A 26,015-nucleotide genomic window follows, 5' to 3' on the forward strand; every position below is an offset into this window, starting at 1 on the left:
ACCCGGGGGCGGGCTTGCGGCGGTCAGCCCTTGCTGACCGCCGCCAGGATCTCCGGGAGTTTGCGGGAGACCGTGGTCGACGCCAGGCGGAGGCCCGCCCAGGTCGCCAGGGCGGCCCAGGCGACGCCGAGGGGGAGGATCAGGAGGGGGAGGTAGCCGGGGACGGTGGCGAAGGTGGTGTAGATCGTCAGGGCGATCACCGGGGAGCAGATCACCGCCGAGGTGAGCATGCCGCCGAAGATGCCCAGCCACGCCAGGCCCCCCTGGCCCGGGGCCACGTTCTTGAACGCGCCCTCCGTCGGGATGGAGTACGGGAAGTGCGCCGAAGCCAGCGCGCCCGTGCACAGCATCGAGCCCAGCAGGGCCAGCGCCAGCCCCAGCGCGGCCGGGTAGCGCTCCCAGTTGCCGACCAGCGCGGCGGTGACCGTCGTGACGAGGACGGTGTACGGGACGGTGACCAGCGCCAGCGCGGCGGCGCGGGCCCGCAGCTCCACGAACGCGTCGCGCGGGGAGGAGATGGTCTGGGCGACCATCCAGAAGGCGGAGGTGTCCTGCCCGAACTGGTTGTACATCTGCACGCCGAGCATCCCCGCACCGAAGCAGGCGAGGTAGAGGGAGCCGGTGCCCTGGAGGGCGTTGAAGACGGGGACGATCATGCCGACCGCCAGCGCCGACACCCACGCCGACTTCGTCTTGGGGTCGCGCACCACGTAGCGCAGCGTGCGCTGCATCGCCGCGCCCGTGCGGCCGGCGGGCAGGAAGGACCAGAAGCCGCCGGTGCCGCGGTCCTTCTCCGGTTCGGCGGCCGCGAGGGTGGAGCCGTCCGGGGTGACCATCAGCCGGGTCAGGCTGCGCTCCCAGAACCACAGGAGACCGGCGAGGGCGGCCAGGGTCAGCGCCAGCTGGGCGGCCGCCTCGGCGTACGCGCCCTTGCCCGCCGAGTCCACCATGCCGACCGCCGTCGCCGGCGGCAGCCACCGGACGACCGCCTCGACCGGCTCCAGCGCCGTCAGCCCGCCCTGCTGCGCCAGGCGCTGGCTGGCGAAGTTGACCAGCTGGGCCCCGATCGCGATCAGCAGGCCGCTGAGGACGGCGAGGTCACGGCCCTTGCGGCTGGTCAGCAGCCGGACGTTCGCCGTGGCCACCGCCCGGGCGAGGGCCACGCAGCCGAGCAGCAGCAGCGGCGCGCCGAGCACGGCCGCCACGACGCCCGCCGCGCCGTGCGCCACCGCGGCCACCGAGCCGGCGGCCAGGCAGAGCGTGAACAGCGGGCCGGTGCCGACCAGCGAGGAGGCCAGGAGGGCCCGTACCAGCGGACGCGGGCGCAGCGGCAGCATCACCAGCCGGCTCGGGTCGAGGGTCTCGTCCCCGCTGGGGAAGAACAGCGGCATGACCGTCCAGCCGAGCGCCAGGACCGCGGCGAGCAGGACGACGACCGTGCCGGCGTGCGCGTGGCCGTGCAGCAGGGTCAGGCCCAGGGTGGCGAAGGCGGAGAAGGCCAGCGAGAGGACCAGGCTGACGATCCAGACGGCCTTGCGCTTGGAGGACCCCTTCAGCCCGTTGCGCATCAGCGAGAGCTTGAGGCGGACGAACAGGGGGGTGAGGGGGGTGGCGGCCGCGGTGCTCATCGGGCGCCGCCGAGCCAGTCGAGGGAGTCGCCGGCGGCGTGGTCGCGGGCGCCGACGAGTTCCAGGAAGGCGTTCTGCAGGGAGGGCGCGGAACCCCGTACGTCGGCCAGCGGGCCGGCCGCGCGGATGTGGCCGGCCGCCATGACGGCGACCCAGTCGCAGAGCGACTCGACGAGCTCCATCACGTGGGAGGAGAAGACGACGGTGGCACCGGACGCGGTGTAACGTTCCAGCACCCCGCGGATGGTCTGCGCCGACACCGGGTCGACGCCCTCGAACGGCTCGTCCAGGAAAAGGACTTCGGGGTTGTGCAGCAGGGCGGCCGCCAGGCCGATCTTCTTGCGCATGCCCGTCGAGTAGTCGACGACCAGCTTGTGCTGCGAGCCCGCGAGGTCGAGGACGTCCAGCAGCTGCGTGGCCCGCTTGTCGGTCTCCTCACCCGGCAGCCCGCGCATCCGGCCCATGTAGCCGAGGAGTTCACGGCCCGAGAGGCGCTCGAACAGGCGCAGGCCCTCGGGCAGCACCCCGATGCGCTTCTTGACCTCGACGGGGTCGGCCCACACGTCGTGCCCGGCGACCGTCACCCGGCCCATGTCCGGGCGCAGCAGCCCCGTCACCATCGACAGCGTGGTGGTCTTGCCGGCCCCGTTCGGGCCGACGAGGCCGATGAAGCGGCCGGCCGGCAGCTCCAGGTCGATCCCCCCGACGGCGACCTGATCGCCGAACCGCTTCCACAGTCCTTCTATCCGCACGGCCGCGGCGGCCGCGGTGACCGGCGCGGGTCGCGCGCCGTCCGTCCCGCCCGTAGCGCCGTCGCTCCCGTAACCGCCCGCCGCATAACCCTGGTCCGGCATGCGCCTGCCTCTCGTTCTCATCCCCGTGGTCGTACGTTCCTCACCATAGGAGGACGGGAAGAGGGCGCGGCAGTTACGAATGTCATGAACCCGCGGGTATGTACGTCAGAGGAGAGGCCGCTCCGCAGGCCGCTACGCCCTGCGCCCCCGGGCGGCCGCCGCCTCGCTGCCGCACGCGTACGCGAGGGCGTCGATCAGCTCCTCCGTGTCCGGCAGCCACCGGTTCGCCGGCGTGGGCTTACGGGCCCACTGCACCGGCCCCTTGCCGCCGTAGCGGGTCGGCGGCGCCGCCACGTACTCGCCCTCGCCGCGCGCCGTCAGGTCGATCGCGTGCGGCAGCCAGCCCAGCTTGCGCACCAGGTCCGCCACCTTCGCCCCCGCGCCCGGCAGCACGAAGAACAGCATCCGGTGGTCGGGGGTGAGGGCGACCGGGCCGAGGGTGCGCTGCATCCGGTCCAGCCGGGCCAGCGCGAGGAAGCCGGCGGAGTCCGGCACCTCCAGGACGTCGAAGGTGCGGCCCGTCGGCAGCAGGATGGACGCGGACGGGTGCTTGCCCCAGATCCGCCGCACCCCGACGGCACTGCCCGAGGCCAGGGAGCGCCAGTCCTTCACCGCCGGATGGGCGCCGGGGGCGGGGCAGTCGGCGACCCCGCAGGAGCACACCTCGCGGCCGTCGCCCGGCTCCAGCCAGGTGCCGGCGAAGACGTCCCAGTGCCGCTCCTCGACGTACCGCACGGCATGGTCGAGCAGCAGCTCGCCGCGCTGCTGGGGGATGGGGGCGGTCTCCGTGACTGCGATGGTCTCTTCCACGTCCAGCACAACTCCCGCCGTCACCGGGGGTTACGGGGATAAACGCGCCGGGCGGCGGTGCATCGATCCTGCACGCGGGGCGCACGGATGCATGTCCGGGGGCGCGTAGGAGGCCGGGGCGCTGCCGGTGGGTAACGACACGTCGCAGAGAGGAAGATTCTCCGCACTTCAGGCGGGAAGTGATCATTCCAGCGATCACCCGCGTCTCAGGGGGTTCTCATGGCAGCACGGCCTCTCGTCGCCCGCCAGCCGAACGAACGGCTGCAGGCGCTCATCCAGGAAGCCGGGTGCTCCAACGCCGGGCTTGCCCGGCGCGTCAACATGTGCGGGGCCGAGCACGGCCTCGATCTCCGCTACGACAAGACCTCCGTGGCCCGCTGGCTGCGCGGCCAGCAGCCGCGCGGCCGGGCGCCCGGCATCATCGCCGAGGCACTGGGGCGCAAACTCGGCCGGACCGTCACCATCGACGAGATCGGCATGGCCAACGGCAAGAACCTCGCCTCCGGGGTCGGCCTCCAGTTCTCCCCGACCGTCGTCGGCGCCATCGAGCAGGTCTGCGAGCTGTGGCGCAGCGACGTCGGACGCCGCGACTTCCTCTCCGGGTCGAGCGTGGCCGCCTCCGCGCTCGTCGAGCCCAGCCGGGACTGGCTGATCACCGGGGCGGATCCGCAGGTGGCGCGCAGCGGCGGCGCGCGCGTCGGGATGTCCGACGTGGAGGCCGTACGGGCCACGACGGCCGCCCTGACCGACCTCGACCACCGCTTCGGCAGCGGGCACGTGCGGCCCGTGGTCGTGCACTACCTCAACTCCGTGGTGTCCGGGCTGATCGGCGGCTCCTACCGGGAGCCGGTCGGCCGGGCCCTGTTCGCGGCGGTGGCCCGCCTCACCGAACTCGCCGGGTACATGGCGGTGGACACCGGCCAGCCGGGGCTCGCCCAGCGGTACTACATCCAGGCGCTGCGGCTCGCGCAGGCGGCGGGGGACCGGGCGTACGGGGGGTACGTGCTGGCCGCGTCGATGAGCCACCTCGCGGCCGAGCTGGGCAACCCGAGAGAGATCGCGCAGCTGGCGCGCTCCGCGCAGGAGGGCACGCGCGGGCAGGTCACCCCGAGGGTGGAGGCGATGTTCTACGCGGCGGAGGCACGCGGGCACGCCCTGCTCGGCGACGCCCGCGCCACGGCGGTGCTGTCGGGCCGGGCGGTCACGGCCCTGGAGCGGGCCGAGCCGGAGTCGGGCGACGACCCGGTGTGGATCCGCCACTTCGACCGGGCCTATCTGGCGGACGAGCTCGCGCACTGCCACCGCGACCTCGGCCAGGCCGACGCGGCGGGCAGGCGGGCGGAGGAGGCGCTGCGGGGGCTTCCCGCGACGAAGGCCCGGCGGCGGGCGATCGGCCTGCTGCTGCTGGCTTCGGCGCAGGTGCAGCAGCGGGAGGTGGAGCAGGCGTGCCAGACGGCGGCGAAGGCCGCCGAACTGCTGGGGACGCTGCGCTCGCGGCGGGGGGCGGAGTACCTGGACGACTTCCGGGCACGGCTGGAGCCGTACCGGGAGGAGCCTGCGGTGCGCGAGTTCGGGGCGAGGCTGGAGGTGCAGGAGGTCCAGGTGGCCTGACGCCGGCGCGCCGTGACCGGGTAGCGTGACCCGACGGCTGCGCGGGTTCCCCCGGAGCGCGGACGTCGGAGCAGGCGAGAAGGAGTCCCGGTGACGGAGAACGGACAAGGGGGCGTCCCCCAGCCCGGGACGCCGCAGCCCGGACAGCCGTGGGCGGCCCCCGGGTACGGGTACCCGCCCGCGCAGGACCCGTACGGCGCGGGGCAGCAGCCGCAGGCGTACGAGGGCACGGCGGCGCCGCAGCAGGCGTACGGGGAGCAGCAGCAGGGCGGGCCCGGCCGGCCGGACTACGCCGCGCAGCCGGAGCCGGGCCCATGGGGGCACCCGCCGACGCAGTACCTCCCCCCGGTCCCGGGCGGCCCGCCGGCGGACGCCGCCACCCAGTACATGCCCCCCGTGCCCCAGGGGACCCCCGCCACCCCGTACGCCCCACCCGCCCCGGCGGGCCCGGGCACCCCGGGCGCCCACGTGGCGGACGCGGCCACGCAGTACATGCCGCCGGTGCCGGGCGGCCCGGGCGGCGGGATGGCCGATGCGGCCACCCAGTACATCCCGGCGACGCCCGGCGGTGACACCGGCGATGCCGCCACCCAGTACATTCCGCCGGTCCCGGCCGGGCCGGGGGGTGGGGTGGCCGACGCCGCGACGCAGTACCTCCGGCCGGTCCCGGCTGGGCCCGGTGGTGGTGCCGGTGATGCGGCCACGCAGTACATTCCGCCGGTCCCGGCCGGGCCCGGTGGTGGGGTGGCCGACGCCGCGACGCAGTATCTCCGGCCGGTTCCGGCCGGGCCGGGTGGTGACGCGGGTGATGCCGCGACGCAGTATCTGCGGCCGGTTCCGCCCGCGCCCGGTGGTGGTGCGGGTGATGCCGCCACGCAGTACATCCCGCCCGTTCCGGCTGGTTCGGGTGGTGGGGTGGCTGATGCCGCGACGCAGTACCTCCGGCCGGTTCCGGCCGCGCCCGGTGGTGGTGCCGGTGATGCCGCCACGCAGTACATCCCGCCGGTCCCGGCCGGGCCGGGTGGTGGGGTGGCCGACGCCGCGACGCAGTACATACCGCCGGTGCCCGCCGGCCCCGGGGGTGGGGTGGCCGAGGCTGCCACGCAGTACATTCCGCCCGTGCCCGCCGAAGGGGGCGGCGGGGCCGCCGTCGAGGGGTTTGACGGGCTGTTCCGGGACGAGGGCCGGGAGGCGGCGCCCGGGCCGGGGCGGCGGAGGGCGCCTGTGGCGGTGCCGCAGCAGCGGGTCGGGGGGCGGCCGCCGGCGCAGCCGCAGCCGCAGCCGCAGTACCAGGCCCCGCCCCCGCCCCCGCCCGCGCGGCGGGTTCCGCCCGCGGTGATCGCCGCCGCCGTGTTCGGGCTGGCCGTGGCCGGGCTCGGGGTGGGGGCGCTGCTCGGCGACGGCAAGGCGCAGAACAACGACCCCGCCGCCGCGCCCCCGAAGTCCGACGGGTCGAACGCCGCCGACGCGCCCGGCGGAACCGCGCCCGTGGACCCGGCGCGCCCGCAGGCCGTCCAGCTGGACAAGCTGCTCGCAGACGCCAACGACAGCCGGACCACGGTGATCCGCGCCGTGGACGACATCAAGGACTGCAAGAACCTCGGCCAGGCGGCCCAGGACCTCCGCGACGCCGCCCGTCAGCGCAAGGAGCTGATCACCCGGCTCTCGGACCTCAAGACGGACCTGCTGCCCAACCACGCCCGCCTCTCGGCCGCCCTCACCAAGGCGTGGAACGCCTCGGCGGACGCCGACACCAGCTACGCGGACTGGGCGGACGACGCCGGCCACGACAAGGGCGGCTGCAAGGACGGCAAGGCCAAGCCCACCGACGACGCCGCCGACGGCAACAAGTCGAGCGAGGAGGCCACCAAGGCGAAGGAGTCGGCGGCGACCCTGTGGAACACGATCGCCGCCCAGCACGGGCTCACCCGGCGCGACAAGACCCAGCTCTGACGGCAGGGGGGGCCACGAAGCCCTACGCCGACCGCGGGGCCGACTCCAGCACCGAGGTCATGTCCACGTCCTGCTCGCCGAGCTGGGCGACGAGCCGGCCCTGCTGGACGACCTGGAAGCTGACCCGGCCGTTGACCAGCCGCGGGAACCCGGCCACCGCCCGCATGTCCTCGTAGCGCCAGCTCAGCTGAGGGGTGAGGTTGCCGGTGGAGACGCCCGAGGAGGCGTTGAGCATCCGGGCCAGCTTGCGGCCCGTGATCTGCTCGTCCGCCGAGAACTTCTGCACGACCTGGTTGAGCACCGTGTACGCGATCCAGGTGGTCTGGGCCCCGCTGTCGTCGGCCTCGACGGTGTTGTCGCCGAAGGCGTCGTCGCTGATCACCTTGCGCATCGGCGCCCACAGCGGGTCGGTCGACACCGGGTACCAGCTGGTGACGTAGGCGCCCTCGAAGGGGCTCTCCTTGCCGCCGGTGCGGTCGACCAGGGCCTGGCTGACGCTGCCGAGGACGGAGGAGATCTGCGGGTTCCTGTGGAGGGCGGAGTCCGCGCGGCGGAAGGCGTCGAAGAAGGTCTCGGTGCGCTCGCCGAGCACGGCCGTGACGCAGCTCTTGGCCGACGACGACGAGGGCGCCGCCCCCTTCGCGCTGCCGGAGGCGGCGGCGGAGGGGCCGGTGCCCGCCGTCGCCCTGGCCGTCCCGCCGCCGCTCGCCGCGCCCCCGCCCCCGCCCGGGCTCACGTCGGCCAGGGCCTCGCGGGCCTGCGGCATCAGGTCGGCGGCGTCCTCGGCCGCCCGGATGTCGGACGCCTCCGGGCTGTTGTTGGCCTTCAGCCCCGCGTTCAGCAGCACCGGCATGGTGTCCCCCGCGAGGGTGTCCGGGCGGACCAGGGACACCTGGGAGCAGGCCCGGCCGAGCTGGTGGCCGGCGCCGGCGAGCAGCGCGGGCTGGCCGCCGTTGACCGGGTAGGACAGGGTGCTCTGGAACTCCTCCGGGGAGACCCCGTAGCCGCCGATGAAGGGGATCCCCTCGGCCTCCAGCGGCGCCATGAAGGCGCGCCCGTACTGGCTGTACGAGCCGACGACGGCCACCGCCTTCTTGGTGACGGCCTCGCGGGCGCAGTCGGCGGCGCCGGTCGCGGTGTTCTTCTCGTTGCAGGTCAGGACGCGCAGTTTGCGGCCCTTGATGCCACCGTTGGCGTTGACCCAGCGTTCGTACGCCTTGGCCATGCCGGGCATACCGGGCATGTTGGTGGCCTTGGTTCCCATCGGAGCGAACGTCATGACCGTGAGGGTGTCCCCGGAATCCCCCCGGTCCCCGGGGAGCACCCCACACGCGGTGGTGAGACACGCACCGGTCGCTGCGGCAACGAGCAGTCGGGTCACGGTGGTTGCGCGTCGGCATGTGGTCATGTCCCCCGACCCTTCCGCCACCGGGGTAACTCAGTGCTGAGGTGTACACAACATCGGGTGACGGCGAGGTGAACGCCCGGGGGCGGACGGGTGCCTGAAGATCGCACGTGGGGGGAACGTACGATCGAAAGCGTGACATTCGCCCAAGGTTCGACGAACTCTTCCCGCCGCGGCGGCCGCTCCTCCACCATGGGCGGCATGCCCCTCAACGACATGCCGTGGTGGCGCTGGCGCAGCAACGTGCGCTCGGCGCTGCACATGCTTTCCGACCCCGCGTTCCACCAGGAGGTCTGGCTCGCCGGCGTCGAAGGGTACGGGGACGTCACCGACGCCGTGTACCGGCTCGTCGAGGACACCTGGCTCGACAGCTGGTCGGCGGACAAGTACATCGGCACGATCTTCCGCGACGCGCAGGAGGCGGCCCTGGTCGACCTCGCCGTGCTCCGCGTGCTGCGGATCCTGCACCAGGTCGGCCCGGACGCGCCCGTGAGCGCGTACCTGGAACACCAGGCGTGGCCCGACGCGGTGCGGGCGGCCCGCGAGGCGCACGTACGGATGTCCCTCGCGGACGGCGAGGACCCCGCCCAGCCGCCGAGCTCCGTGGAAGCGCTGAGGATGCTGACGCGCGCGGGGTGACAGGCGGTGTGAAAGGCTATGGGGTCATGAGCGACCCGCAGCCTGGGGCCCAGCCCCTGCCCCAGTACGTCCTGACCGTGTCCTGCCCCGACAAGCAGGGCATCGTGCACGCCGTGTCCAGTTACCTGTTCATGACCGGCTGCAACATCGTGGACAGCCAGCAGTTCGGAGACCGCGAGACCGGGCTCTTCTTCATGCGGGTGCACTTCGAGGCCGAGCCGGAGGTGACGCTGGAGAAGCTGCGCGCCAGCTTCGCCGCCATCGGCGACAGCTTCCGGATGGACTGGCAGATCCACCGCTCCGACGAGCGCATGCGGATCGTGCTGATGGTGTCGAAGTTCGGCCACTGCCTGAACGACCTGCTGTTCCGCGCCCGGATCGGGGCGCTGCCGGTGGAGATCGTGGCGGTGGTCTCGAACCACACCGACTTCGCCGAGCTGGTCCGCTCCTACGACATCCCGTTCGTGCACATCCCCGTCACGAAGGACACCAAGGCGGAGGCCGAGGCGCGGCTGCTGGAGCTGGTGCGGGCGGAGAAGGTCGAGCTCGTGGTGCTGGCGCGCTACATGCAGGTGCTGTCGGACACCCTGTGCAAGGAGCTGAGCGGGCGCATCATCAACATCCACCACTCCTTCCTGCCGAGCTTCAAGGGCGCCAAGCCGTACCACCAGGCGCATGCGCGGGGTGTGAAGCTGATCGGTGCGACCGCGCACTACGTGACGGCGGACCTCGACGAGGGGCCGATCATCGAGCAGGAGGTCGAGCGGGTCGGGCACGAGGTCACGCCGGACCAGCTGGTCGCGGTCGGGCGGGACGTGGAGTGCCAGGCGCTGGCGCGGGCCGTAAAGTGGCACAGCGAGCACCGGGTTCTCCTGAACGGGTCCCGGACGGTCGTCTTCGCGTAGCCCCGCGGGGGGTCTGGAGGCGCTGCCCCCAGGCCCCCGTGCCTCAAACGCCGGCGGGGCCGGGTGGGGCGGGGCTGGAGGTGGGGCCTCAGGCGTCCGGGTCGACGCCGCAGTAGGCGGCGAAGGCCGTCAGGATGTCGGGTTCCGCGATGCGGCCGTCGCCGTCCGTGTCGAGGGACGCGGCCACCTGGACCGCCAGGTCCGGGGCGGTGCCCAGGACGCGCAGGACGCGGGCTGCCGTCGCCGGGGTCGCGCCGGAGCCGTCCTCGTCCGCCACCGCGACCACCGCCGCCAGGAACGGCCGGGCGATCTCTGCGAACCGCTGCGGGTTGTCCCGCAGCCGCTTCGCCGCCCCGGTGACGAACTCCTCGCGGGACACCCGCTGGTCCCCGTCCACGTCGGCGATCCCGGCCATGCCCTGCCAGAACGCCTCGGCGCCGTTGAAGACGGCCTGCCCCTTGTCCGAGCGGGCGGCGACGCCGAATTCGGCCAGGACCGCCCTGGCCGCCGTACTGAAGTCCTCGCGGTCGATGTAGCCGGATCCGTCCTGGTCGAACGTGGCGAACCGGGAGGCGACCTTGCGCTCGTACTCTGCGCTGTCCATATGCGGCGTTCCGCCTTCACATGTGCGTCGGGGTGCACTTGAGGTGCAGATCAAGTCAGGCAGGAGCGTACGGCCTCGATGGCCTGCGCGTTAAGCCGAGCGGTCAACGAGGTGGCCGCATCGAACCCGCGCACGGGGAGCGCGGCGGGGCGCGTACGCGTGTACGGGAGGTGGAGGGGGCGGACGGCCGCTAGCACGCGGGGTGCGCGTACGGGGGAGGTTCCCCCAAAACGGGCTCGCTCCGAGCGGTGGCGACTACATTTGACGGGTCGATACACGGCTGGAGGCACCATGGCGAAGGACGTTCCACCGCGCTGGGACCGCCGCATGCAGCAGCGTCTCGCCCGTGGTGAGGCCGCCGCGCTCGGAGAGCTCTACGACCGGTTCGCCTCGCTCGTGCACAGCCTCGCCCACCGGGTGCTCGGCGACGAGAAGGCCGCGGACCGCATCACCCGCGAGGTCTTCGGCTACATCTGGGAGAACCCCGACGCCTACGACCCCAAACAGGGCTCCATGCGCTCCTGGGTCGCCCGGATCACCCAGGGCCAGGCCGTCGCCCGGCTGCGCCAGGCCGAACTGGGCCGCGGCTCCCGCGAGGAACTCGAACAGAAGGTGCGCAGCGCCAACGCCGCCGCCCGCGCCGACTACATCGTCACCTCCATGCCCGCGCCGCTGCGGGCCGCCCTGGAACTCGCCTACTTCAAGCGCCGCGACTACCGGCAGGCAGCCGCCGACCTGCAGATCAGCGAGGACGAGGCGCGGCGCCGGCTACGGCTCGGGCTCCAGCTGCTGTCGACCGCCAACGTCCTCCCCAGGGAGGACACCGCCCCGCCCGGATACGGCCCCCGCGGATACGGAACCACCCGATGACCGGACCCACCGACGACACCCCCGCCGAGGGCATGCCCGGAGACGACGTTCCCGACGGCCTCCACGAGACCGCGGCCGGCGTTCCCGTACGGATACCGGGTCCCCGCGCGGCCGGTGACGACCTCCGCGCGCCCGAGGTACTGCCGTCGGCGCCGCCCTCGCACGCCGTACTGAAGTCCCTGCTCGGCGCGTGGGCGCTGGCCGCCTGTTCCGCCGAGGAGACCCAGGCCGTCGAGGACCACCTCACCGAGTGCGCGCCCTGCGCCGAGGAGGCGCTGCGGCTGCGCGACGCCGTCGGGCTGCTGCACCCGGAGGAGAGCCTCGACCTGAAGCCGCTGCTGCGCTCGCGGGTGCTGGAGGACTGCCTGGGCAAGCGGCCCGCGCGCATCCCCGTGCCGGCGTGGGCGAGCCCGTACGACACGGAGACCGCGCGGCTGGACGCCCTGCTGCGGGACTTCGGGGAGTCGGAGTGGGACACCCCGGTGCGGCTCAAATGGTTCGAGGAGGAACGCCGGCGCAGCCACAGCACCACGGTGGCGGGGGTGATCGGGCATCTGCTCACGGTGGACGGGCTGGTCGCCACCGCGCTGGGCCTGGACGACCCGCTCGGCCCGCAGGCGCCGCCGGGCGGCCCGACCGGCCGCACCGAGCACTTCTGGAGCTCCGCCCGCGCCCCCGTGAACCGCAAGGTCCGCGAACCCTGGCGGGAACAGGGGCACACCCTGGTCCGCACGGTCTCCTTCGCGGGCCGGGGCGTGGCCGAACTGTCCGTGGACTACGGGGGTTTCGCTCTGCCGCTCGGGGACGCCTTCCTGGAGCGGGCCTTCGAGTGCTGGGTGCACGCCTGGGACATCGCGGAGGCGGTGTCCTACCCGTACGAGCCGCCGTCCGGCCCGCATCTGCACCGCATGATCGACCTCGCGGCACGGCTGCTGCCCGTTGCCCTGGCCGGCCGCCGCCGCTCGGGCCTGGCGGCCCCGGCGCGCGGGCTGGTCGCGGCGGGGGCACCGGGGCGCACCCTGCACCTGGAGATCGAGGGAGCGGGCGGGGGTGGCTGGGACATCGCCCTGGACTCCCCGGCGGCGAAACCCTCGCGGGAGCACACGGTGGCGGAGGTCGCGCTGGACGGCCTGGAGTTCTGCCAGCTGGCCGCCGGGCACATCTCGCCGGAGGACGCGGCGGTCGGCCAGACCGGCGACCGCGAGGCGATCCGGGACGTCCTCTTCGCGGCGGCGTCGCTGAGCCGTCTGTAGGGGCGGCGTCCCGGGATCAGGCGGACCGGGATCAGGCGTACCGCTCGCGCAGCCGGTACTTGAGGACCTTGCGCAGGGCCTCGTTGCGGGGCAGGGCGTCGACGAGCTCCAGCTGTTCGGGGAGCTTGTACGGGGACAGGCCCTGGGCGCGGAGGTACGCCGTCACCTGGGGCAGGGTCAGCGGCGCGGCGCCCGCCGGCTGCTCGACCACGGCGCAGACGCGTTCGCCGCGCTCCTCGTCCGGCAGGCCGATGACGGCGGCGTCGCCGACGCCCGGGAGCTGGTGGAGGAGGTCCTCGATCTCCTTCGCCGAGATGTTCTCGCCCTTGCGGATGATCACGTCCTTGCTGCGGCCGGTGAGGACCAGGTGGCCGGAGGGGGTGAGGTGGCCGAGGTCGCCGGTGATCAGGTAGCCGTGGGCGTCGAAGACCTCCCCGGTGTCCTTCTGGCCGAGGTAGCCCTGGCAGACCGCCTCGCCCCGCAGCCGGACCTCGCCGTCGGTGCCGGCGGGCAGGGGAGTGCCGTCGGGGGTGGTGATGCGGATGGACATGCCCTCCGGGGGGCGGCCCTCGGTGGTGGCGAGGTTCTCCGGGGTGTCGTCCGGGGAGCCCATGGTGATCATCGGGACCTCGGTCATGCCGTAGCCATGGGTGAGCTGGCAGCCCAGTTCGCGGACCACCGCGTGGTAGACCTCCGGCGGTTTGGGGGCTCCGCCGCCCGCGAGCAGGCGCAGGCTGGGGATGAGGGGCGTGCCGGGGTCCTTGCGCTGCTCGGTGAGGAACAGGGAGTAGAAGGCGGTGGATCCGCCGGCGATGGTGACGCCGTGGCGCCGGTAGCCGTCGAGGGCGTCCGGCAGTGCGAACTTCTCGAAGAGGACCGCCGGAAACCCGTACAGCAGCAGCATCACGGTGTAGTCGGGCCCGGCGATGTGCGCGTACGGGAAGGCCATCGAGCCGACGTCGGACGGGGTCAGGCGCAGGGCGAAGGCCAGGCAGGAGCCGCCCGCGATCAGGGAGCGGTCGGTGTGCAGGACGCCCTTGGGGTCGGAGGTGGTCCCGGAGGTCCAGTAGATCCAGCGGACGGAGGTCCCGTCGGCGGGCGGCGGGGGCAGGAGGGCCGGGTCGCCCTCGGGGAGGTCCGCGTACGCCTCGAAGACCCCGCGCGCGCCGAGGCGGGCGGCCATCGCGGTGTGGTCGAAGCCGCGCCAGGTGCCGGGGACGGCGAAGTGCTCGGCGCCCGAGGCGCGCAGGGCGAAGGCCACCTCGCGGTCGCGGTAAAACGGGATCACGGGCGACTGCACGGCGCCGATGCGGGCGAGGGCGGCCGACAGCACGACCGTCTCGATGCGGGTCGGCAACTGCCAGGCGACGACGCTCCCGGGGCGTACGCCCCGGGCGTAGAGGCCGGCGGCGACGCGTTCGGCGCGGTCGCGCAGGGCGCCGAAGGTCAGGGTGCGGTCGTCGGCGGGGTCCTCGGCGGCCTCGATGAGGGCGGGGGCGGCGGGGGTGAGCCGTGCGCGGCGCGCGACCAGCTCCCAGAGGGTCCGCGACCGGCTGAGCTCGACCGCGAGGGCGTCGGCGCCGGGCGCCCGGCCCGAGGTGCTCCTGCTGTCCGGCGTCGTCATCACGGGCCTCCCCCTGGGCGCGCCGGCGCCCTCGTCAGCTGACGGTGAGTCAGATCAAGCGCAGAGCGTAGGGCCCCGGCGCTTGTCGGTCCAGGGGTGGCGGCCCTACCTTGTTTCTGACGATCCATCAGATTGGGAGCCCGCATGGCACTGGAACTGCCTCGGATCATCAGCGTCGACGACCATGTGATCGAGCCCGCTCACCTCTTCGACGTATGGCTGCCCGCGAAGTACCGCGACCGCGGCCCCCGCCCCCTCACCGCCGGCATCGGCGAGCTGGAGTACACCGGCGGCAAGTACGTGATCTCCATGGACCCCGACGGGCCCCCGGCCGACTGGTGGATCTACGAGGACCTGAAGTTCCCGTACAAGCGCAACATCGCCGCCGTCGGCTTCGACCGCGACGACATGACCCTGGAGGGGATCACCCGCGAGGAGATGCGCCGAGGCTGCTGGGACCCCAGGGCACGGCTCCTCGACATGGACCTCAACCACGTCGAGGCGTCCCTGTGCTTCCCCACCTTCCCCCGCTTCTGCGGGCAGACCTTCGCCGAGGCGCACGACAAGGAGGTCGCCCTGGCCTGCGTGCGCGCCTACAACGACTGGATGGTCGAGGAGTGGTGCGGCGACAGCGGCGGCCGGCTGATCCCGCTGTGCATCATCCCGCTGTGGGACATCGGCCTCGCCGTCGCCGAGATCCGCCGCAACGCCGCCCGCGGGGTCCGTGCCGTGACCTTCTCCGAGATCCCCACCCACCTGGGGCTGCCGTCCATCCACTCCGGCTACTGGGACCCCTTCTTCGCCGTCTGCCAGGACACCGGCACGGTCGTGAACATGCACATCGGGTCCTCCTCCCAGATGCCCGCCGCCTCCCCCGACGCGCCGCCCGCCGTCCAGGCGTCGCTGAGCTTCAACAACGCCATGGCCTCGATGATGGACTTCCTCTTCAGCGGGGTCCTGGTCAAGTTCCCGGCACTGAAGCTGGCCTACAGCGAGGGCCAGATGGGCTGGATCCCGTACGCCCTGGAGCGCGCGGACGACGTCTGGCGCGAGCACCGCGCCTGGGGCGGGGTCCGCGACCTGATCCCCGAGCCGCCGTCCACGTACTACTACCGGCAGATCTACTGCTGCTTCTTCCGCGACAAGCACGGCATCGCCTCGCTGGACGTCGTCGGCCGCGACAACGCCACCTTCGAGACCGACTACCCGCACGTGGACTCGACCTTCCCGCACACCAAGGAGGTCGCCCTCGACCACGTGAAGGGCCTCGACGACGAGACCGTCCACAAGCTGATGCGCGGCAACGCCATCCGCATGCTGGGCCTGGACCTCGTCTGATGGACCTGGCGTACTCGCAGGAGGAACGGGAGTTCCGGGCCGGGCTGCGGGAGTGGCTCGGCAAGGTGCTGCCCGAGCTGCCGCCCAGGCCCTCGCCCGACGACTGGCCCGGCCGGCGCGCCTACGACCTGGGCTGGCAGCGCCGGCTGTACGACGCCGGGTACGCGGGCCTGCACTGGCCCGTGGACGCCGGCGGGCGGGGCGCCACCCCGACCCAGCACCTGATCTTCCTGGAGGAGACCGAACGCGCCGGAGCGCCGTACGTCGGCGCGAACTTCGTGGGGCTGCTGCACGCGGGCCCCACCATCGCCGCCGAGGGCACCGCCGAGCAGCGGGCGCGCTGGCTGCCGCCGGTGCTGCGCGGGGAGGAGGTGTGGTGCCAGGGGTTCAGCGAGCCGGGCGCCGGCTCCGACCTGGCGGCGCTGCGGACGCGGGCGGTGCGGGACGGGGACGCGTACGTGGTCACCGGCTCCAAGATCTGGACCTCGCACGCGGAGGTCGCCGACTGGTGCGAGCTGCTGGTCCGCACCGACCCGGCGGCGCCCAGGCACCGGGGCATCTCCTGGCTGGCGATGCCGATGGACGCGCCTGGGGTCACGGTCCGTCCGCTGCGCACCCTCGCGGGGACGGCCGAGTTCGCGGAGGTGTTCCTGGACGAGGTCCGGGTGCCGGTGACGCACCGGGTCGGCGCCGAGAACGACGGCTGGCGGGTCACGATGGTGACCCTGTCCTTCGAGCGGGGCACCGCCTTCGTCGGCGAGGTCGTCGCCTGCCGCCGCACGCTCGGCGAGCTGGCCCGGGCGGCGCGGGCCAACGGGCGCTGGGACGACCCCGTACTGCGGCGCAGGCTGGGGCGGTTGTACGGGGAGTTCGGCGCGCTCTGGCGGCTCACGCAGTGGAACGTCAGCGAGGCGCAGGGCTCGGGCGGGGTCCCCGGTACCGGGGGCAGCGTCTTCAAGCTGGCGTACTCGCACGCGCGGCAGGAGCTGTACGAGGCGGCGGCCGAGGTGCTGGGGGCGGGCGCGCTGTCCCTGGAGGAGGAGTGGACGCGGGAGCGGCTGTCGTCGCTGTCGTACACGATCGCGGCGGGGACCTCGCAGATCCAGCGGAACATCGTGGCCGAGCGGATCCTCGGCCTGCCGAAGGGGCGGTGATCGGGCGTGGACTTCCGGCTGACGCGGGACCAGCGGGACCTGCGGGCGGGCGTCCGCGACCTGCTCGCGGGCCGGTACGGGCGGGATGCGCTGCGGTCGGCGGTGTCCTCGGCCCCGGCCGGGGGCGCGGGCGGTGCGGTCGTGGACCGGGGGCTGTGGCGGGAGCTGGGCGAGGCGGGGTTCTTCTCGCTGCGCCTCCCGGAGTCCGAGGGCGGGGTGGGGCTGGGCCTGCCGGAGGCGGTGCTGGTCTTCGAGGAGGCCGGGCGGGCGCTGCTGCCGGGGCCGCTGGTGGCGACGCACCTGGCGGCCGGAGTGGTCCCGGGGGCGGCTTCGGGCTCGGCGGTCGTGACGGCGTTCGACCTGGGCGGGCCGCTGGTGGCGTACCTGGGGGAGGCGGACGCGGTCCTGGGGGCGACGGGGCTCCCGGCCGGCGAGCCGGCCGCCTCGGTGGACCCGCTGACCCCGCTGTGGAAGTCCCCGGGGGCGGCGGGGGTGCCCCCGTCCCCGTACCGGGAGGCGGGGGCGCTGCTGACGGCGGCGCTCCAGCTGGGCAGCGCGCTGCGGACGGTGGAGCTGGCGGTGCGGTACGCGGGGGAGCGCGAGCAGTTCGGGCAGCCGGTCGGGGCCTTCCAGGCGGTCAAGCACCTGTGCGCGGAGATGCTCGTACGCGCCGAGGTGGCCCGTACGGCGGTGTACGCGGCGGCGGTGACGGGCGACGCGGCCGAGATCGCCGCGGCGAAGCTCCTCGCCGACGAGGCGGCGGTGCGCGGGGCCCGCGACTGCCTCCAGGTCCACGGCGGGATGGGCTTCACGTGGGAGGCGGACGTGCACCTGCACCTGAAGCGGGCCTGGGTGCGCGCGGAGCAGTGGCGGACGGCGCGGGAGGCGGAGGAACTCCTGGCGACCCGCCTGGCCGCGGAGGCGGGTTGCAGCGAGTGACGCCGGACGACTCCGGCACCACTTCCGGGCACGGGAAGGACGGCGCGGGACTCATGTCCGATTACAGAGAGTTGATATCGGTTTGTGTCCTTCGGTGGCCCCGATGCGGCCCGGCGGGAGGGGTGTGCTCCGGTACGCTCCCACGATGCGAGTGGTTGAGCGGCGGCGACGCGAGAGCCGCACAGTATGCACCACGCCTACTCCTTCGCGCTGGAATATGCCCGAAGCGGTTGTAGCGGTGACTGTACGTCAACCATCCTGCTGGGCAAGGGGATCACAAGCAGTGAGCCCGTCCTGTCGTGAGGCGAAGTGTCCGCCGGTTCGGATGGTGTGAGCGGTGCAGGTGCTTCAGGTGCAGCTGGAGGTAGGACCGGACCCGGCCGAAGTCGGCCGCGCCCGCCGCTGGGCGCGGTCCCGGCTGGCGGGTTCCGGGATAGGGGAGGACGAACCGCTCGCCGAGACGCTGATCCTGCTGATCTCCGAGCTCGTCACGAACGCGGTCGTGCACACGGGGTGTCCCGCCGTCCTGCGGATGCTCCTCGGCGGCCCGGGCGTACGGGTGGAGGTGGCCGACGCGAGCGACCGCGCCCCGGCCCGCCGGCAGGCCGCCGGCGAGGACACGGGCGGCCGCGGCCTGGAGCTGGTGGACGGCCTCGCCGACCGCTGGGGCTGGCAGCGCGAGGGTGCGGGCAAGCGCATCTGGTGCGAGATCGACCGCGCGGCGCAGCAGGCTCCGGCGGCCCCTTCGGCACCGGTGAGAAAAGTCGTCCTGAAGCGGGAACCGCGCGTGTACCTCTAACGAGGTGTTGACGGTTCGTCACCTGTTGATCACCCTGGTGTTGAGCGATTCGTCGCGAGGGGACGCCAAGGGTCCTGCCTTGACGAGTGCGGGTCGTGGGGTGGCGGCTGCCGTGCCGCGCTCGGGGCGCGCATATGCACGCCGCCACCCGCAGGTTCCCTGAGCCGGTCTGGCCGGTGATCAGCTGGTAGTCGGCCGTGCCTGCGGCTGACGCGGAGCCAGGACGCGGACGTCGGCGCCGCGGGCGCGGAGCCAGGTTTCCAGGGCCGGGCCCGCCAGGGGGCGGGAGGCGCCGGAGGGGGCGGTCAGGGTGGCCGGGCCGTAGGCCGTGCCCTTGAGGCCCGTGACGCGGGTGGTTTCGTCCAGGGTGACCTCGAAGCCGTTTTCGCCGAGTTGCGCGCCGGTGAGGTCGGCGCCGCGGAGGTCGGTGCCGATGAGGGTCGCGCCCAGGAGGCGGGCGCCGCGGAGGCCGGCGCCCCGGGCGTCGGCGCCGTACAGGTCCGCGCGGGTGAGGTCGGCGCCGTCGAGGACGGTGCCGCGCAGGACGGCCCCGTCGAGGTCGGCCCGTACGAAGCAGGCGCCGGTGGCGTCGGCGTTCGTGAGGTCGGCGCCCTGGAGGTGCGAGCGGTAGAAATCAGTGCCGGTGAGGCGGGCGCCCGTCAGGCCGGTGCCGCACAGGAGGGACGAGGAGAGATCGGCCCCCGCCAGGCAGGCGCCGCCGAGGTCGAGGCCGGACAGGTCCACCCCGCCGGGCTGTCCCTCGACCCCGTCCTCCACCCACTTCCACAGCCGGCCGGCCGCCTCCGGATCCACGGGCAGCAGCACGCGCCACGGCAGCACGGCCGGGCGGCGGTGCCACTGCCAGGCGGTGGACGCCGGGTCGGCGCCGAGTTCATGGCCGGCGTCCTCCACCGTCAGGGCGCGGAAGCGGGCGTCGAGGGCGGTGACGGCGGCGCGGACCGGGGCCGGCAGGGCGGGGAGGGCGTCCTCGATGCGGTCGCGGGCCGCGAGGTCCTCCCGGTACAGGTCGGCCCCGTACCAGCGCACGGGCGGCCAGCCCGCGGCCATACGGGAGACCAGCGCCTCCCAGGGCCACAGCAGCGCCCGGTGCTCGCCGAGCCCGTCCGCGAGCGGGGTCTCGGGCGGCGCCCCCTGCACCACGGCGTCCAGGCCCGCCACCTCGGCCTCGGGGAAGGCGGCGAGCCCGGCCTGGACGGCGTACACGCGGAACCAGGGCTGGTCCTTCGCGATGTCCAGGTCCTCGATGGCCGCGTACGTGAACCAGCCCTGCGGCAGGTACACCTTCCGCACCCACGGCACCGTCCCCCACTCGACCAGCACCGGCGTCCCCGCCTCCCGGGCGAGGACGGCGGCCACCTCCTCGGGGGCGGGCGGGGAGGTGACCTCCCCGGTGGCGTAGACGTGCAGCATCCCCCGCAGGTCGCCGGCGCGGAGCACCTCGTACTCGGACGTGACGAGCGCCGTGTCCCCGTTCCGGCCGTCCACCGTCCCGTCGGGGGCGACGTCCACCCGTTCTGCGGGGAGCTGGAACGCCCGGGCCAGGGCCCTGGTGAGGGCGTCCGGAGCGGGCGCGGCGGCCGTGAGGAACCCGTACGCCGTTCCCGTCACCGCCCGTACCGGTTCTCGATGCCCGCGATGACGAGGGCGAGGCCGTCCTCGAAGCCCTGGTCGTAGTCCTGGAAGTAGTGCGCCCCGGCAGCGGCGGTGAGGGGGAAGTCGGCCAGGCGCGCGGCCCGTTCGGCGACGTCGAAGCCTTCGCGGCGCTCGCCCGGGAGGGGCTCCACGCCCTGTTCCTCCGTGACGAAGCCGAGGGTGAAGAAGTACGCCGTGGTGGTGGCGCGGACCGCCTGGGGGAGGGTGAAGCCGGCTTCGGTCAGGACGCGGAGGGTCGTCTCCAGTCCGGCCGCGTGCTCGGTGCCGGTGAAGCGGGAGCCGCTGAAGACCTTGGCGCCGTCGCGGTAGCGGAGCAGGGCGCTGCGCAGGCCCCGGCTGACGGTCAGGAGCCGGTCCTGCCAGGAGAGGCCGGGGGCGTCGAGGGAGGAGTCCGCCGTCATGCGGCGGTACATCTCCGTGGCCATCTCGTCGAGGAGCTCCTGCTTGTTCTTGAAGTGCCAGTACAGGGCGGGGGCCTGTACGTCCAGCTCCTTGGCGATGGCGCGGAGGCTGAGGCCGTCGAGGCCGACCTCGTTGAGGAGGCGCAGGGAGGCGTCCACGGCCTGCTTCTTGTCGAGCTTGGGGGATCTGCGAGGGGGCACGCTTGACAGTTTAACAGCGTTAAGGGGAAGGTGTGGAGGTCGCAACTTAACGACGTTAAGGAACGGGGTGCGGGAGATGGAGACGGACATGAACGTGGACGTGCTGGTGGTCGGGGCCGGGGCGGCCGGGCTGGCGCTCGGGGTGGACCTCGCGCGGCGGGGCGTACGGGCCCTCGTGGTGGAGCGGGCCGAAGGGCTGTTCCCCGGGTCGCGCGGCAAGGGGATCCAGCCGCGCACCCTGGAGGTCTTCGACGACCTCGGCGTCGGCGACGCCATCCGGGCCGCCGGCGGCCCGTACCCGACGCGGATGCTCTGGCGGGACGGGAAGCGGCTCGGCGAGCAGACGATGTGGGACGAGGCGGAGGCGGAGGAGGGCTCGCCGTACCGCGAGCCCTGGATGGTGGCGCAGTGGCGCACCCAGGAGATCCTCCACGCCCGCCTCGTGGAGCTGGGCGGAGAGGTCGCCTTCGGCCGGGAACTGGCCGGGATCACGCAGGACGCGGACGGGGTCACGGCCTCCTTCACCACCGGTGCGCCCGTCCGGGCCCGGTACGCCGTCGCCGCCGACGGCGGGCGGTCCACGGTGCGGCGGCTGCTCGGGATCCAGATGGCGGGGGAGACGGTCGATCCGACCCCGGTCGTGGTGGCCGACGTACGCATCACCGGCCTCGACCGCGACCACTGGCACGTCTTCCCGCCCGCCGAGGGGGACGCCTTCCTCGCCCTCTGCCCCCTCGCCGGAACGGAGGACTTCCAGCTCACCGCGCAGATGCCGGAGGGCGGCCCGGTGATCGACCTCTCCCTGGAGGGACTGCGGGCGGTCGTCGCCGCCCGGTCCCACCTGGAGCCGTCCGACGTGACGGAGGTCGGCTGGGCCTCGGACTTCCGGCCCCGGGCGGCGCTGGCCGACCGGTTCCGGGTGGGGCGGATCCTCCTCGCCGGGGACGCCGCGCACGTGCACTCGCCGGCCGGCGGGCAGGGGCTCAACACCAGCGTGCAGGACGCCTACAACCTGGGCTGGAAGCTGGCCGCGGTGCTGGGCGCGGGGGCGGGGGAGTCGCTGCTCGACACGTACGAGGAGGAGCGGCGGCCCGTCGCCGCGGGCATGCTCGCCCTGTCGACCCGCATCCACCGCGGCGAAGCCCGCCGCGGCGCGGCCACGCGGCAGCTGGGCCTGGGCTACCGGGGCTCGTCCCTGGCGGTGGAAACCCGCACGGACCTCCCTGCCGAAGCCCTCCACGCCGGCGACCGCGCCCCGGACGCCCTCCAGGCCGGCCTCCGCCTCTTCGACGCGTACCGGGGGACGCACTGGACCCTGCTGACGGTGGGGGAGTCCCGGGCGCCGGAAGTCCCGGGCGCGCGGCCGGTGCGGATCCCGTCGCACGGGGCGTACGGCGACGGCCTGTTCCTGATCCGCCCGGACGGCTACATCGGCTGGGCGGGCCACACCCTGGAGGGCCTGGCGGCGTACGCGGCGGGGGTGGGGGTCGGCGGGGCGCGGCTGTAACCCCCCGCTACGGGGTCGGTGGCGCCGGCTGGGGCCACGCCGCAGGGCAGCAGGCCAGCAGATTCTTGGTGCGGCGGTAGAGGTCGTCGTCCTCCATGCGGACCCCCTTCGCCTCGACGTCGGCCACGATCCTCCGGAGGATCTTCGCCCACTCGCCGACGAATGCTTCGGGGCGGACCACGGCATCACCGCACTCGGCCAACAGGGACTCGTAGTTTCCCAGGGTGCTGTGCCAGCGGGAGCGGATCCTCAGCGACTCGTCCTCGCGGGCGAGGGTCCATTCCGCGGAGAACGTGTCGGAGCCCCAGAAGACCTCGGCCTGTGCGAAGTCGGCACGCTGGACCTCCTCCAGGAGGGGCACCAGGTCGTCGAGGAGGGCGGCGATGTCGTGGGCGTACGACAGCCTGACCGGCACCCGGTTCCACACGATGACGGCGTCATCGGTCTCGGAGGAGTAGAGCTCGCCGACAGCGTCGGCCATGTCCGCGGCGGCGGCGGACGCGCGGGTGCGGACGGCCGGGTGGCCCGCTTGGATCGAGAAGCCCGTTCCCTCGGCGGGGTCAGCGGCAGCCGTCACCATGGCGCCGATGAGTCCGGCGGCCCTCAGCTCGTCCAGCTCGGACAGGGCCGCCTCCACTCGTTCCGTCGGCTCCCACCGCAGGGTGCGGCCGAATAGTTCGTCGTGCTGTGCGCCTCGTAGGGTGCGGCGCCTGAGGAGGGGGCCCTGGCCGTCCTCGGCGGTGTAGTACGTGATGCGGCCGTCGGCGTCGAGGGCGTCGAGGACGGTGGTGCTGAGCTGGGTGACGGGTGGGTTGCCGAGGTAGTCGGACCGGGCGCCGAGGGGGAGGCTGACGCCCGTCAGGTCGAGGGCGCCGGAGCTCTCGCGGAGGAACTCGCCGCCCCGCTCGTAGAAGAGGATCAACGGCTCGTAGAGGTCGGGGAGGTCCGGGAGGGCGGCTGGGTCCTGGGTACGGAGTTCCGCCAGACGGACGGCGCCGGCGCAGGTGGCGCGGACCTCGCCGCTGGGGAGGCGGGCCAGGAGTGCCTTCAGTTCCGCCTCCGTGGTGTGGGAAAGGCGGAACTCGGGCGCCGCGTAAGCGGTGATGTCGAAGAAGGGCCAGGCGGCTGCGGACTGGGGGTACGCCTGCGACCACACGGACGCCCGGCTGAGGTATTCGCGGAAGATGACGCGGCGCGACTGGACGTGCCCGAACGCGTCGTCCCAGCCATCACCCCATTCCACGACGCAGAGGCGGCTCAGGACAGCCGCTGCCGCCTTGCCCACCTTCTATGCCTCGTCGAGTGCGTCCAGTGCCGCCGCATCGAGAGACGGCATGGGCTCGGTAGACGTGTGATCTTCCCAAGTCGTCAGCCGCACGCGGCTGCCGACGAAGTCGATGAACCCGTTCTCGATCCAGAACGCGCCACCACGCTCCAAGACCAGCAGGAGCGGCTCGAAGGGATCCGGGAGTTCGGGGAACGCGGCCAAAGCCTCGCTACTGAGCGATGCCCAGTTCAGAGCCGCCTGGCAGATCCTCGCAGTGAGCAGGCTGCTGGAGTGCTCGGAGAGATACGCTTCCAGATCTCCCGCCAGCTGGGGGTCGGCTTGAACCGTGGGGTCGACGTACCGGGCGATGTCGAAGAACGGCCAGCGGTCCGGCTGTGAGACGTTGAAGAACGGTTCGGGCTGGGTCTTCTGCAGTTCCTGAACCCAGAGGGCGGCACGCCGGAGATACTCGCGCATGAGCCGGGCGCATGACGTTCCGTGCTCGAAGCTCTCTTCTGCGGCCTTCCAGTCGATGGTGGCGGCCTTCCACGCCAGTGCTTCTCCTGGCACTTGATTTTCTCGCCCCTTTGTGGCCACCGCCGGTCAGGCCGGGGGCATTGGCTGCTGCGCTGCATCGTTGAAGAGGTAGTCGTACATGGATCGAAGGTAGACAACGAGGGTTTCCCGGTCAGGGAATTCGATATCGGTCAACCTCTCGTACTCATCCGGACCGAACGATTCGTCCTCGATGATCTTGGTGAAGCCTTCGCGAATCAGTTCTACGTATGCATCACTGAAAGCCATCAGTGTGGGTCGCAGATATCCGCTCGTGTCGTACCCCTGCTCAAGGCTCAGGTGTGTCCTGAGGAATCCCTTGAAACGCTCTTCCATTGGAAAATCCCCTCTACGGATGGCGGCCGCGCGCGGGGTTGGCGAACATGGTGTGCAGGCGCAGCTCCCCATCATGCATGCGGTACACCGGCTGGATGGTTCCGCCTTCGAAGTCGACCGGCTTGAATTCATTGAGATTGGCCGGGTCACGATAGTAGCCGGTGAACCTCTCGTGGGCTCCGGGACCGAGCACGTCCTCGATCGGCGTCTCCAACGCTTCCATTCCGGTACGGGCCATCTCGTCGCGGAAGTATGCGTCGGCACGCACCATGTCCGCCGGGTCGTCGAAGCGGGTGGCGAAGGCGCCGACACGGTGGACGCCGGCGGTGACACCGTCCGTCGTGGTTCCGGTCAACGGGTCGACATTGTTCTCGGACTTGACCAGCCCCGGGTAACTTGAGTTCGGCCCGTACATCTTCGGATTGCCGTTGCTGTCGCGGAGGACCGTACCGAGCCTGTCGGTCAGGGCCTTGTCATCAGGATAGAGGTGTCGGCCTGGCGCGTGCCCCTGGCCGCCTTGCCGGTCGTCCAGCTCCTTGATGCGCTCCTCGATCACCTTGGGGTCCACCGCCTGAGCGCCGGTGTCACCGGGAGTGGTGTCCCCTGGAGTGGCATCCCCCGGAGCGGAGTCAGGAGCGTCTCCGTGGCCTCCGCTTCCGACGTCGCCCTGGTGGGGAATGGTCGGGCCGTCACCGTGGCCGCCGCCTGTGCCCGGGCCGTCGCCGTGGCCGCCGGTGGAGGGGCCGTCGCCATGGCCGCTACCGGTGGTGGGGGCGTCCCCGTGGCCACCGGTGGTGTGGCCGGGGGTGGTGCCCGTGGGGCTGCCGGGTTCGGTGTGGCTGTTGGTGGGCGTGTGGTTCGCCGTGCCGCCCGGGGTGTGGTCGGTGATGCCCGTCGGGGTGTGGTCCGTGACGCCGCCCGGGGTGTGGCCGGCCGTGCCGCCCGGGGTGTGGGAGGTGACGTCCGCGGTGTGGGCGCCTACGCCTACCGGGACGTTCTCGTGCTTCGGGACTTCGGCCAGGGGGTGGTCGGGGCCCTTTGGGACGGCGGTGAGGTCCTGCTTCGGGAGGCCCTGGTGGTCGAGGAGTTGGTGGGTGGTCTTGTCGTAGAACTGGGGGCGGCCCGCTGCGTCGTCGGGGAGGCGGACGGTGTCCTCGGGGTGGGGGAAGTGGACCCCGGGCATGTCGGCCTTGGGGAGGTCTTTCCACACCACGTCGGTGATCTTCGGGAACGCCCCGTCGACCTTGCCGAGGTTGGCGAACAGGTCGCCGACCTTGACCTTGGCCAGGGAGCCGGCCTTGCCGATGTAGGTCATCGGGTCGATGAGGCGGCCGGCCTTCCCGGCGACGGAGATGACCTTGGCGACCGTGCCGGCCTTCGCGGCGGTGCCGGCGCCGCCGGTGAAGACGGTCGTCAGGACGTTGAAGGTGACCGCCCCGGCGGCGCGGGCGGGGTTCTTGCCCCACTCGTCCCAGGCGAACCAGGGCCTTGCCCGTCTCCTTCACCGCCGTGCGCGAGTCACGGATCCAGGAGGGGAGGTCCTTGTCGTCGGCCAGCCAGAACGCGGTGCCGACCCCGGGGATGGACGCGAGCGTCAGACCGGTGGCCAGCTTGGCCAGGCCCGTCCACGCCTGCCCCGCCTTGTCCCAGCCGTCCACACCGACCAGGGTGCCAAGGCCCCGGATGGT

23 protein-coding genes are annotated in these 26,015 nt (G+C 73.0%); 11 read left to right on the forward strand and 12 right to left on the reverse strand.

The features are described from left to right. Positions 1 to 23: 23 nt before the first annotated feature. The 3 genes from ABZ716_RS23070 to ABZ716_RS23080 all read right to left on the reverse strand — a co-directional run bounded on the left by ABZ716_RS23070 (position 24) and on the right by ABZ716_RS23080 (position 3,292). Positions 24 to 1,628 (reverse strand): transporter, encoded by a 1,605-nt coding sequence (locus ABZ716_RS23070; protein ID WP_358814032.1) that lies wholly within the window; start codon positions 1,626 to 1,628, stop codon positions 24 to 26. Further along, on the reverse strand, positions 1,625 to 2,482 hold the full coding sequence (locus tag ABZ716_RS23075; RefSeq protein WP_358814031.1) for an ABC transporter ATP-binding protein: 858 nt from the start codon (positions 2,480 to 2,482) through the stop codon (positions 1,625 to 1,627). Before ABZ716_RS23075 ends, ABZ716_RS23070 begins: the two co-directional genes overlap by 4 nt. A 132-nt stretch (positions 2,483 to 2,614) precedes the next feature. After that, positions 2,615 to 3,292, reverse strand: a complete 678-nt coding sequence (locus tag ABZ716_RS23080) for a bifunctional DNA primase/polymerase (protein WP_358814030.1) — start codon at positions 3,290 to 3,292, stop codon at positions 2,615 to 2,617. A 219-nt stretch (positions 3,293 to 3,511) separates the two neighbouring features. Between ABZ716_RS23080 and ABZ716_RS23085 the strand changes: the two genes are divergently transcribed. Together ABZ716_RS23085 and ABZ716_RS23090 are read left to right on the forward strand one after the other, a co-directional pair. Then, on the forward strand, positions 3,512 to 4,903 hold the full coding sequence (locus tag ABZ716_RS23085) for a transcriptional regulator (RefSeq protein WP_358814029.1): 1,392 nt from the start codon (positions 3,512 to 3,514) through the stop codon (positions 4,901 to 4,903). Between the two features lie 90 nt (positions 4,904 to 4,993). After that, the gene (locus ABZ716_RS23090) at positions 4,994 to 6,856 is read left to right on the forward strand and encodes a hypothetical protein (RefSeq protein WP_358961348.1); all 1,863 of its coding nucleotides are present in this window, start codon (positions 4,994 to 4,996) and stop codon (positions 6,854 to 6,856) included. A gap of 22 nt (positions 6,857 to 6,878) precedes the next feature. Here ABZ716_RS23090 and ABZ716_RS23095 read toward each other — a convergent pair whose 3' ends face one another. Further along, entirely contained in the window at positions 6,879 to 8,135 is a 1,257-nt protein-coding gene (locus ABZ716_RS23095) for an ABC transporter substrate-binding protein (RefSeq protein ID WP_358961350.1), read from the reverse strand. Between the two features lie 318 nt (positions 8,136 to 8,453). Between ABZ716_RS23095 and ABZ716_RS23100 the strand changes: the two genes are divergently transcribed. Continuing rightward, positions 8,454 to 8,900: a hypothetical protein gene (locus ABZ716_RS23100; protein ID WP_351891197.1), complete on the forward strand. Its 447-nt coding sequence runs from the start codon at positions 8,454 to 8,456 to the stop codon at positions 8,898 to 8,900. A 26-nt stretch (positions 8,901 to 8,926) separates the two neighbouring features. Next, positions 8,927 to 9,805 (forward strand): formyltetrahydrofolate deformylase, encoded by an 879-nt coding sequence (purU, locus tag ABZ716_RS23105; RefSeq protein WP_358814026.1) that lies wholly within the window; start codon positions 8,927 to 8,929, stop codon positions 9,803 to 9,805. An 88-nt stretch (positions 9,806 to 9,893) separates the two neighbouring features. Here purU and ABZ716_RS23110 read toward each other — a convergent pair whose 3' ends face one another. Beyond that, the gene (locus ABZ716_RS23110) at positions 9,894 to 10,409 is read right to left on the reverse strand and encodes an EF-hand domain-containing protein (RefSeq protein ID WP_351891141.1); all 516 of its coding nucleotides are present in this window, start codon (positions 10,407 to 10,409) and stop codon (positions 9,894 to 9,896) included. A 291-nt stretch (positions 10,410 to 10,700) separates the two neighbouring features. Between ABZ716_RS23110 and ABZ716_RS23115 the strand changes: the two genes are divergently transcribed. Both ABZ716_RS23115 and ABZ716_RS23120 read left to right on the forward strand, forming a co-directional pair. Beyond that, complete coding sequence (locus ABZ716_RS23115) at positions 10,701 to 11,279, forward strand: sigma-70 family RNA polymerase sigma factor (RefSeq protein WP_042816979.1); 579 nt, start codon at positions 10,701 to 10,703, stop codon at positions 11,277 to 11,279. A gap of 32 nt (positions 11,280 to 11,311) precedes the next feature. Further along, on the forward strand, positions 11,312 to 12,532 hold the full coding sequence (locus ABZ716_RS23120; RefSeq protein WP_358814061.1) for a zf-HC2 domain-containing protein: 1,221 nt from the start codon (positions 11,312 to 11,314) through the stop codon (positions 12,530 to 12,532). 31 nt (positions 12,533 to 12,563) lie between these two features. Here ABZ716_RS23120 and ABZ716_RS23125 read toward each other — a convergent pair whose 3' ends face one another. Next, entirely contained in the window at positions 12,564 to 14,156 is a 1,593-nt protein-coding gene (locus ABZ716_RS23125) for an AMP-binding protein (RefSeq protein WP_358961352.1), read from the reverse strand. A gap of 144 nt (positions 14,157 to 14,300) precedes the next feature. On the opposite strand from ABZ716_RS23125, the gene ABZ716_RS23130 reads away from it, so the two are divergent. From ABZ716_RS23130 to ABZ716_RS23145, 4 genes are all read left to right on the forward strand, one after another. Beyond that, entirely contained in the window at positions 14,301 to 15,494 is a 1,194-nt protein-coding gene (locus ABZ716_RS23130) for an amidohydrolase family protein (protein ID WP_358814024.1), read from the forward strand. Beyond that, entirely contained in the window at positions 15,494 to 16,648 is a 1,155-nt protein-coding gene (locus tag ABZ716_RS23135; protein ID WP_351891135.1) for an acyl-CoA dehydrogenase family protein, read from the forward strand. Before ABZ716_RS23130 ends, ABZ716_RS23135 begins: the two co-directional genes overlap by 1 nt. 6 nt (positions 16,649 to 16,654) lie before the next feature. Continuing rightward, positions 16,655 to 17,587 carry an acyl-CoA dehydrogenase family protein gene (locus ABZ716_RS23140; protein ID WP_358961354.1) on the forward strand — a complete coding sequence of 311 codons (933 nt, stop codon included), beginning with the start codon at positions 16,655 to 16,657 and terminating at the stop codon, positions 17,585 to 17,587. A 337-nt stretch (positions 17,588 to 17,924) separates the two neighbouring features. Next, complete coding sequence (locus ABZ716_RS23145) at positions 17,925 to 18,386, forward strand: ATP-binding protein (RefSeq protein WP_358814021.1); 462 nt, start codon at positions 17,925 to 17,927, stop codon at positions 18,384 to 18,386. A 180-nt stretch (positions 18,387 to 18,566) separates the two neighbouring features. On the opposite strand, the gene ABZ716_RS23150 is transcribed toward ABZ716_RS23145, so the two are convergent. Both ABZ716_RS23150 and ABZ716_RS23155 read right to left on the reverse strand, forming a co-directional pair. Further along, complete coding sequence (locus ABZ716_RS23150; protein WP_358961356.1) at positions 18,567 to 20,015, reverse strand: pentapeptide repeat-containing protein; 1,449 nt, start codon at positions 20,013 to 20,015, stop codon at positions 18,567 to 18,569. Further along, entirely contained in the window at positions 20,012 to 20,662 is a 651-nt protein-coding gene (locus ABZ716_RS23155; protein WP_358961358.1) for a TetR/AcrR family transcriptional regulator C-terminal domain-containing protein, read from the reverse strand. The genes ABZ716_RS23150 and ABZ716_RS23155 overlap by 4 nt, the downstream gene beginning before the upstream one ends. A gap of 88 nt (positions 20,663 to 20,750) precedes the next feature. Here ABZ716_RS23155 and ABZ716_RS23160 point away from each other — a divergent pair, with 88 nt between their 5' ends. Further along, positions 20,751 to 22,169, forward strand: coding sequence for an FAD-dependent monooxygenase (locus ABZ716_RS23160; RefSeq protein WP_358961360.1), 1,419 nt, complete (start codon positions 20,751 to 20,753; stop codon positions 22,167 to 22,169). A 7-nt stretch (positions 22,170 to 22,176) separates the two neighbouring features. Here ABZ716_RS23160 and ABZ716_RS23165 read toward each other — a convergent pair whose 3' ends face one another. Genes ABZ716_RS23165 through ABZ716_RS23180 form a run of 4 tightly spaced genes read right to left on the reverse strand, consistent with a single transcriptional unit; the run spans position 22,177 to position 25,642 of the window. Beyond that, positions 22,177 to 23,412, reverse strand: coding sequence for a hypothetical protein (locus tag ABZ716_RS23165; protein WP_358961363.1), 1,236 nt, complete (start codon positions 23,410 to 23,412; stop codon positions 22,177 to 22,179). 45 nt (positions 23,413 to 23,457) lie between these two features. Further along, on the reverse strand, positions 23,458 to 24,006 hold the full coding sequence (locus ABZ716_RS23170) for a hypothetical protein (RefSeq protein WP_358961364.1): 549 nt from the start codon (positions 24,004 to 24,006) through the stop codon (positions 23,458 to 23,460). A 33-nt stretch (positions 24,007 to 24,039) separates the two neighbouring features. Beyond that, entirely contained in the window at positions 24,040 to 24,327 is a 288-nt protein-coding gene (locus tag ABZ716_RS23175) for a hypothetical protein (RefSeq protein ID WP_358961367.1), read from the reverse strand. Positions 24,328 to 24,340: 13 nt separating this feature from the next. Beyond that, positions 24,341 to 25,642, reverse strand: a complete 1,302-nt coding sequence (locus tag ABZ716_RS23180) for a hypothetical protein (RefSeq protein WP_358961370.1) — start codon at positions 25,640 to 25,642, stop codon at positions 24,341 to 24,343. Positions 25,643 to 26,015: the final 373 nt, after the last annotated feature.

This window comes from Streptomyces sp. NPDC006687, assembly GCF_040636215.1.
Classification (GTDB): domain Bacteria; phylum Actinomycetota; class Actinomycetes; order Streptomycetales; family Streptomycetaceae; genus Streptomyces.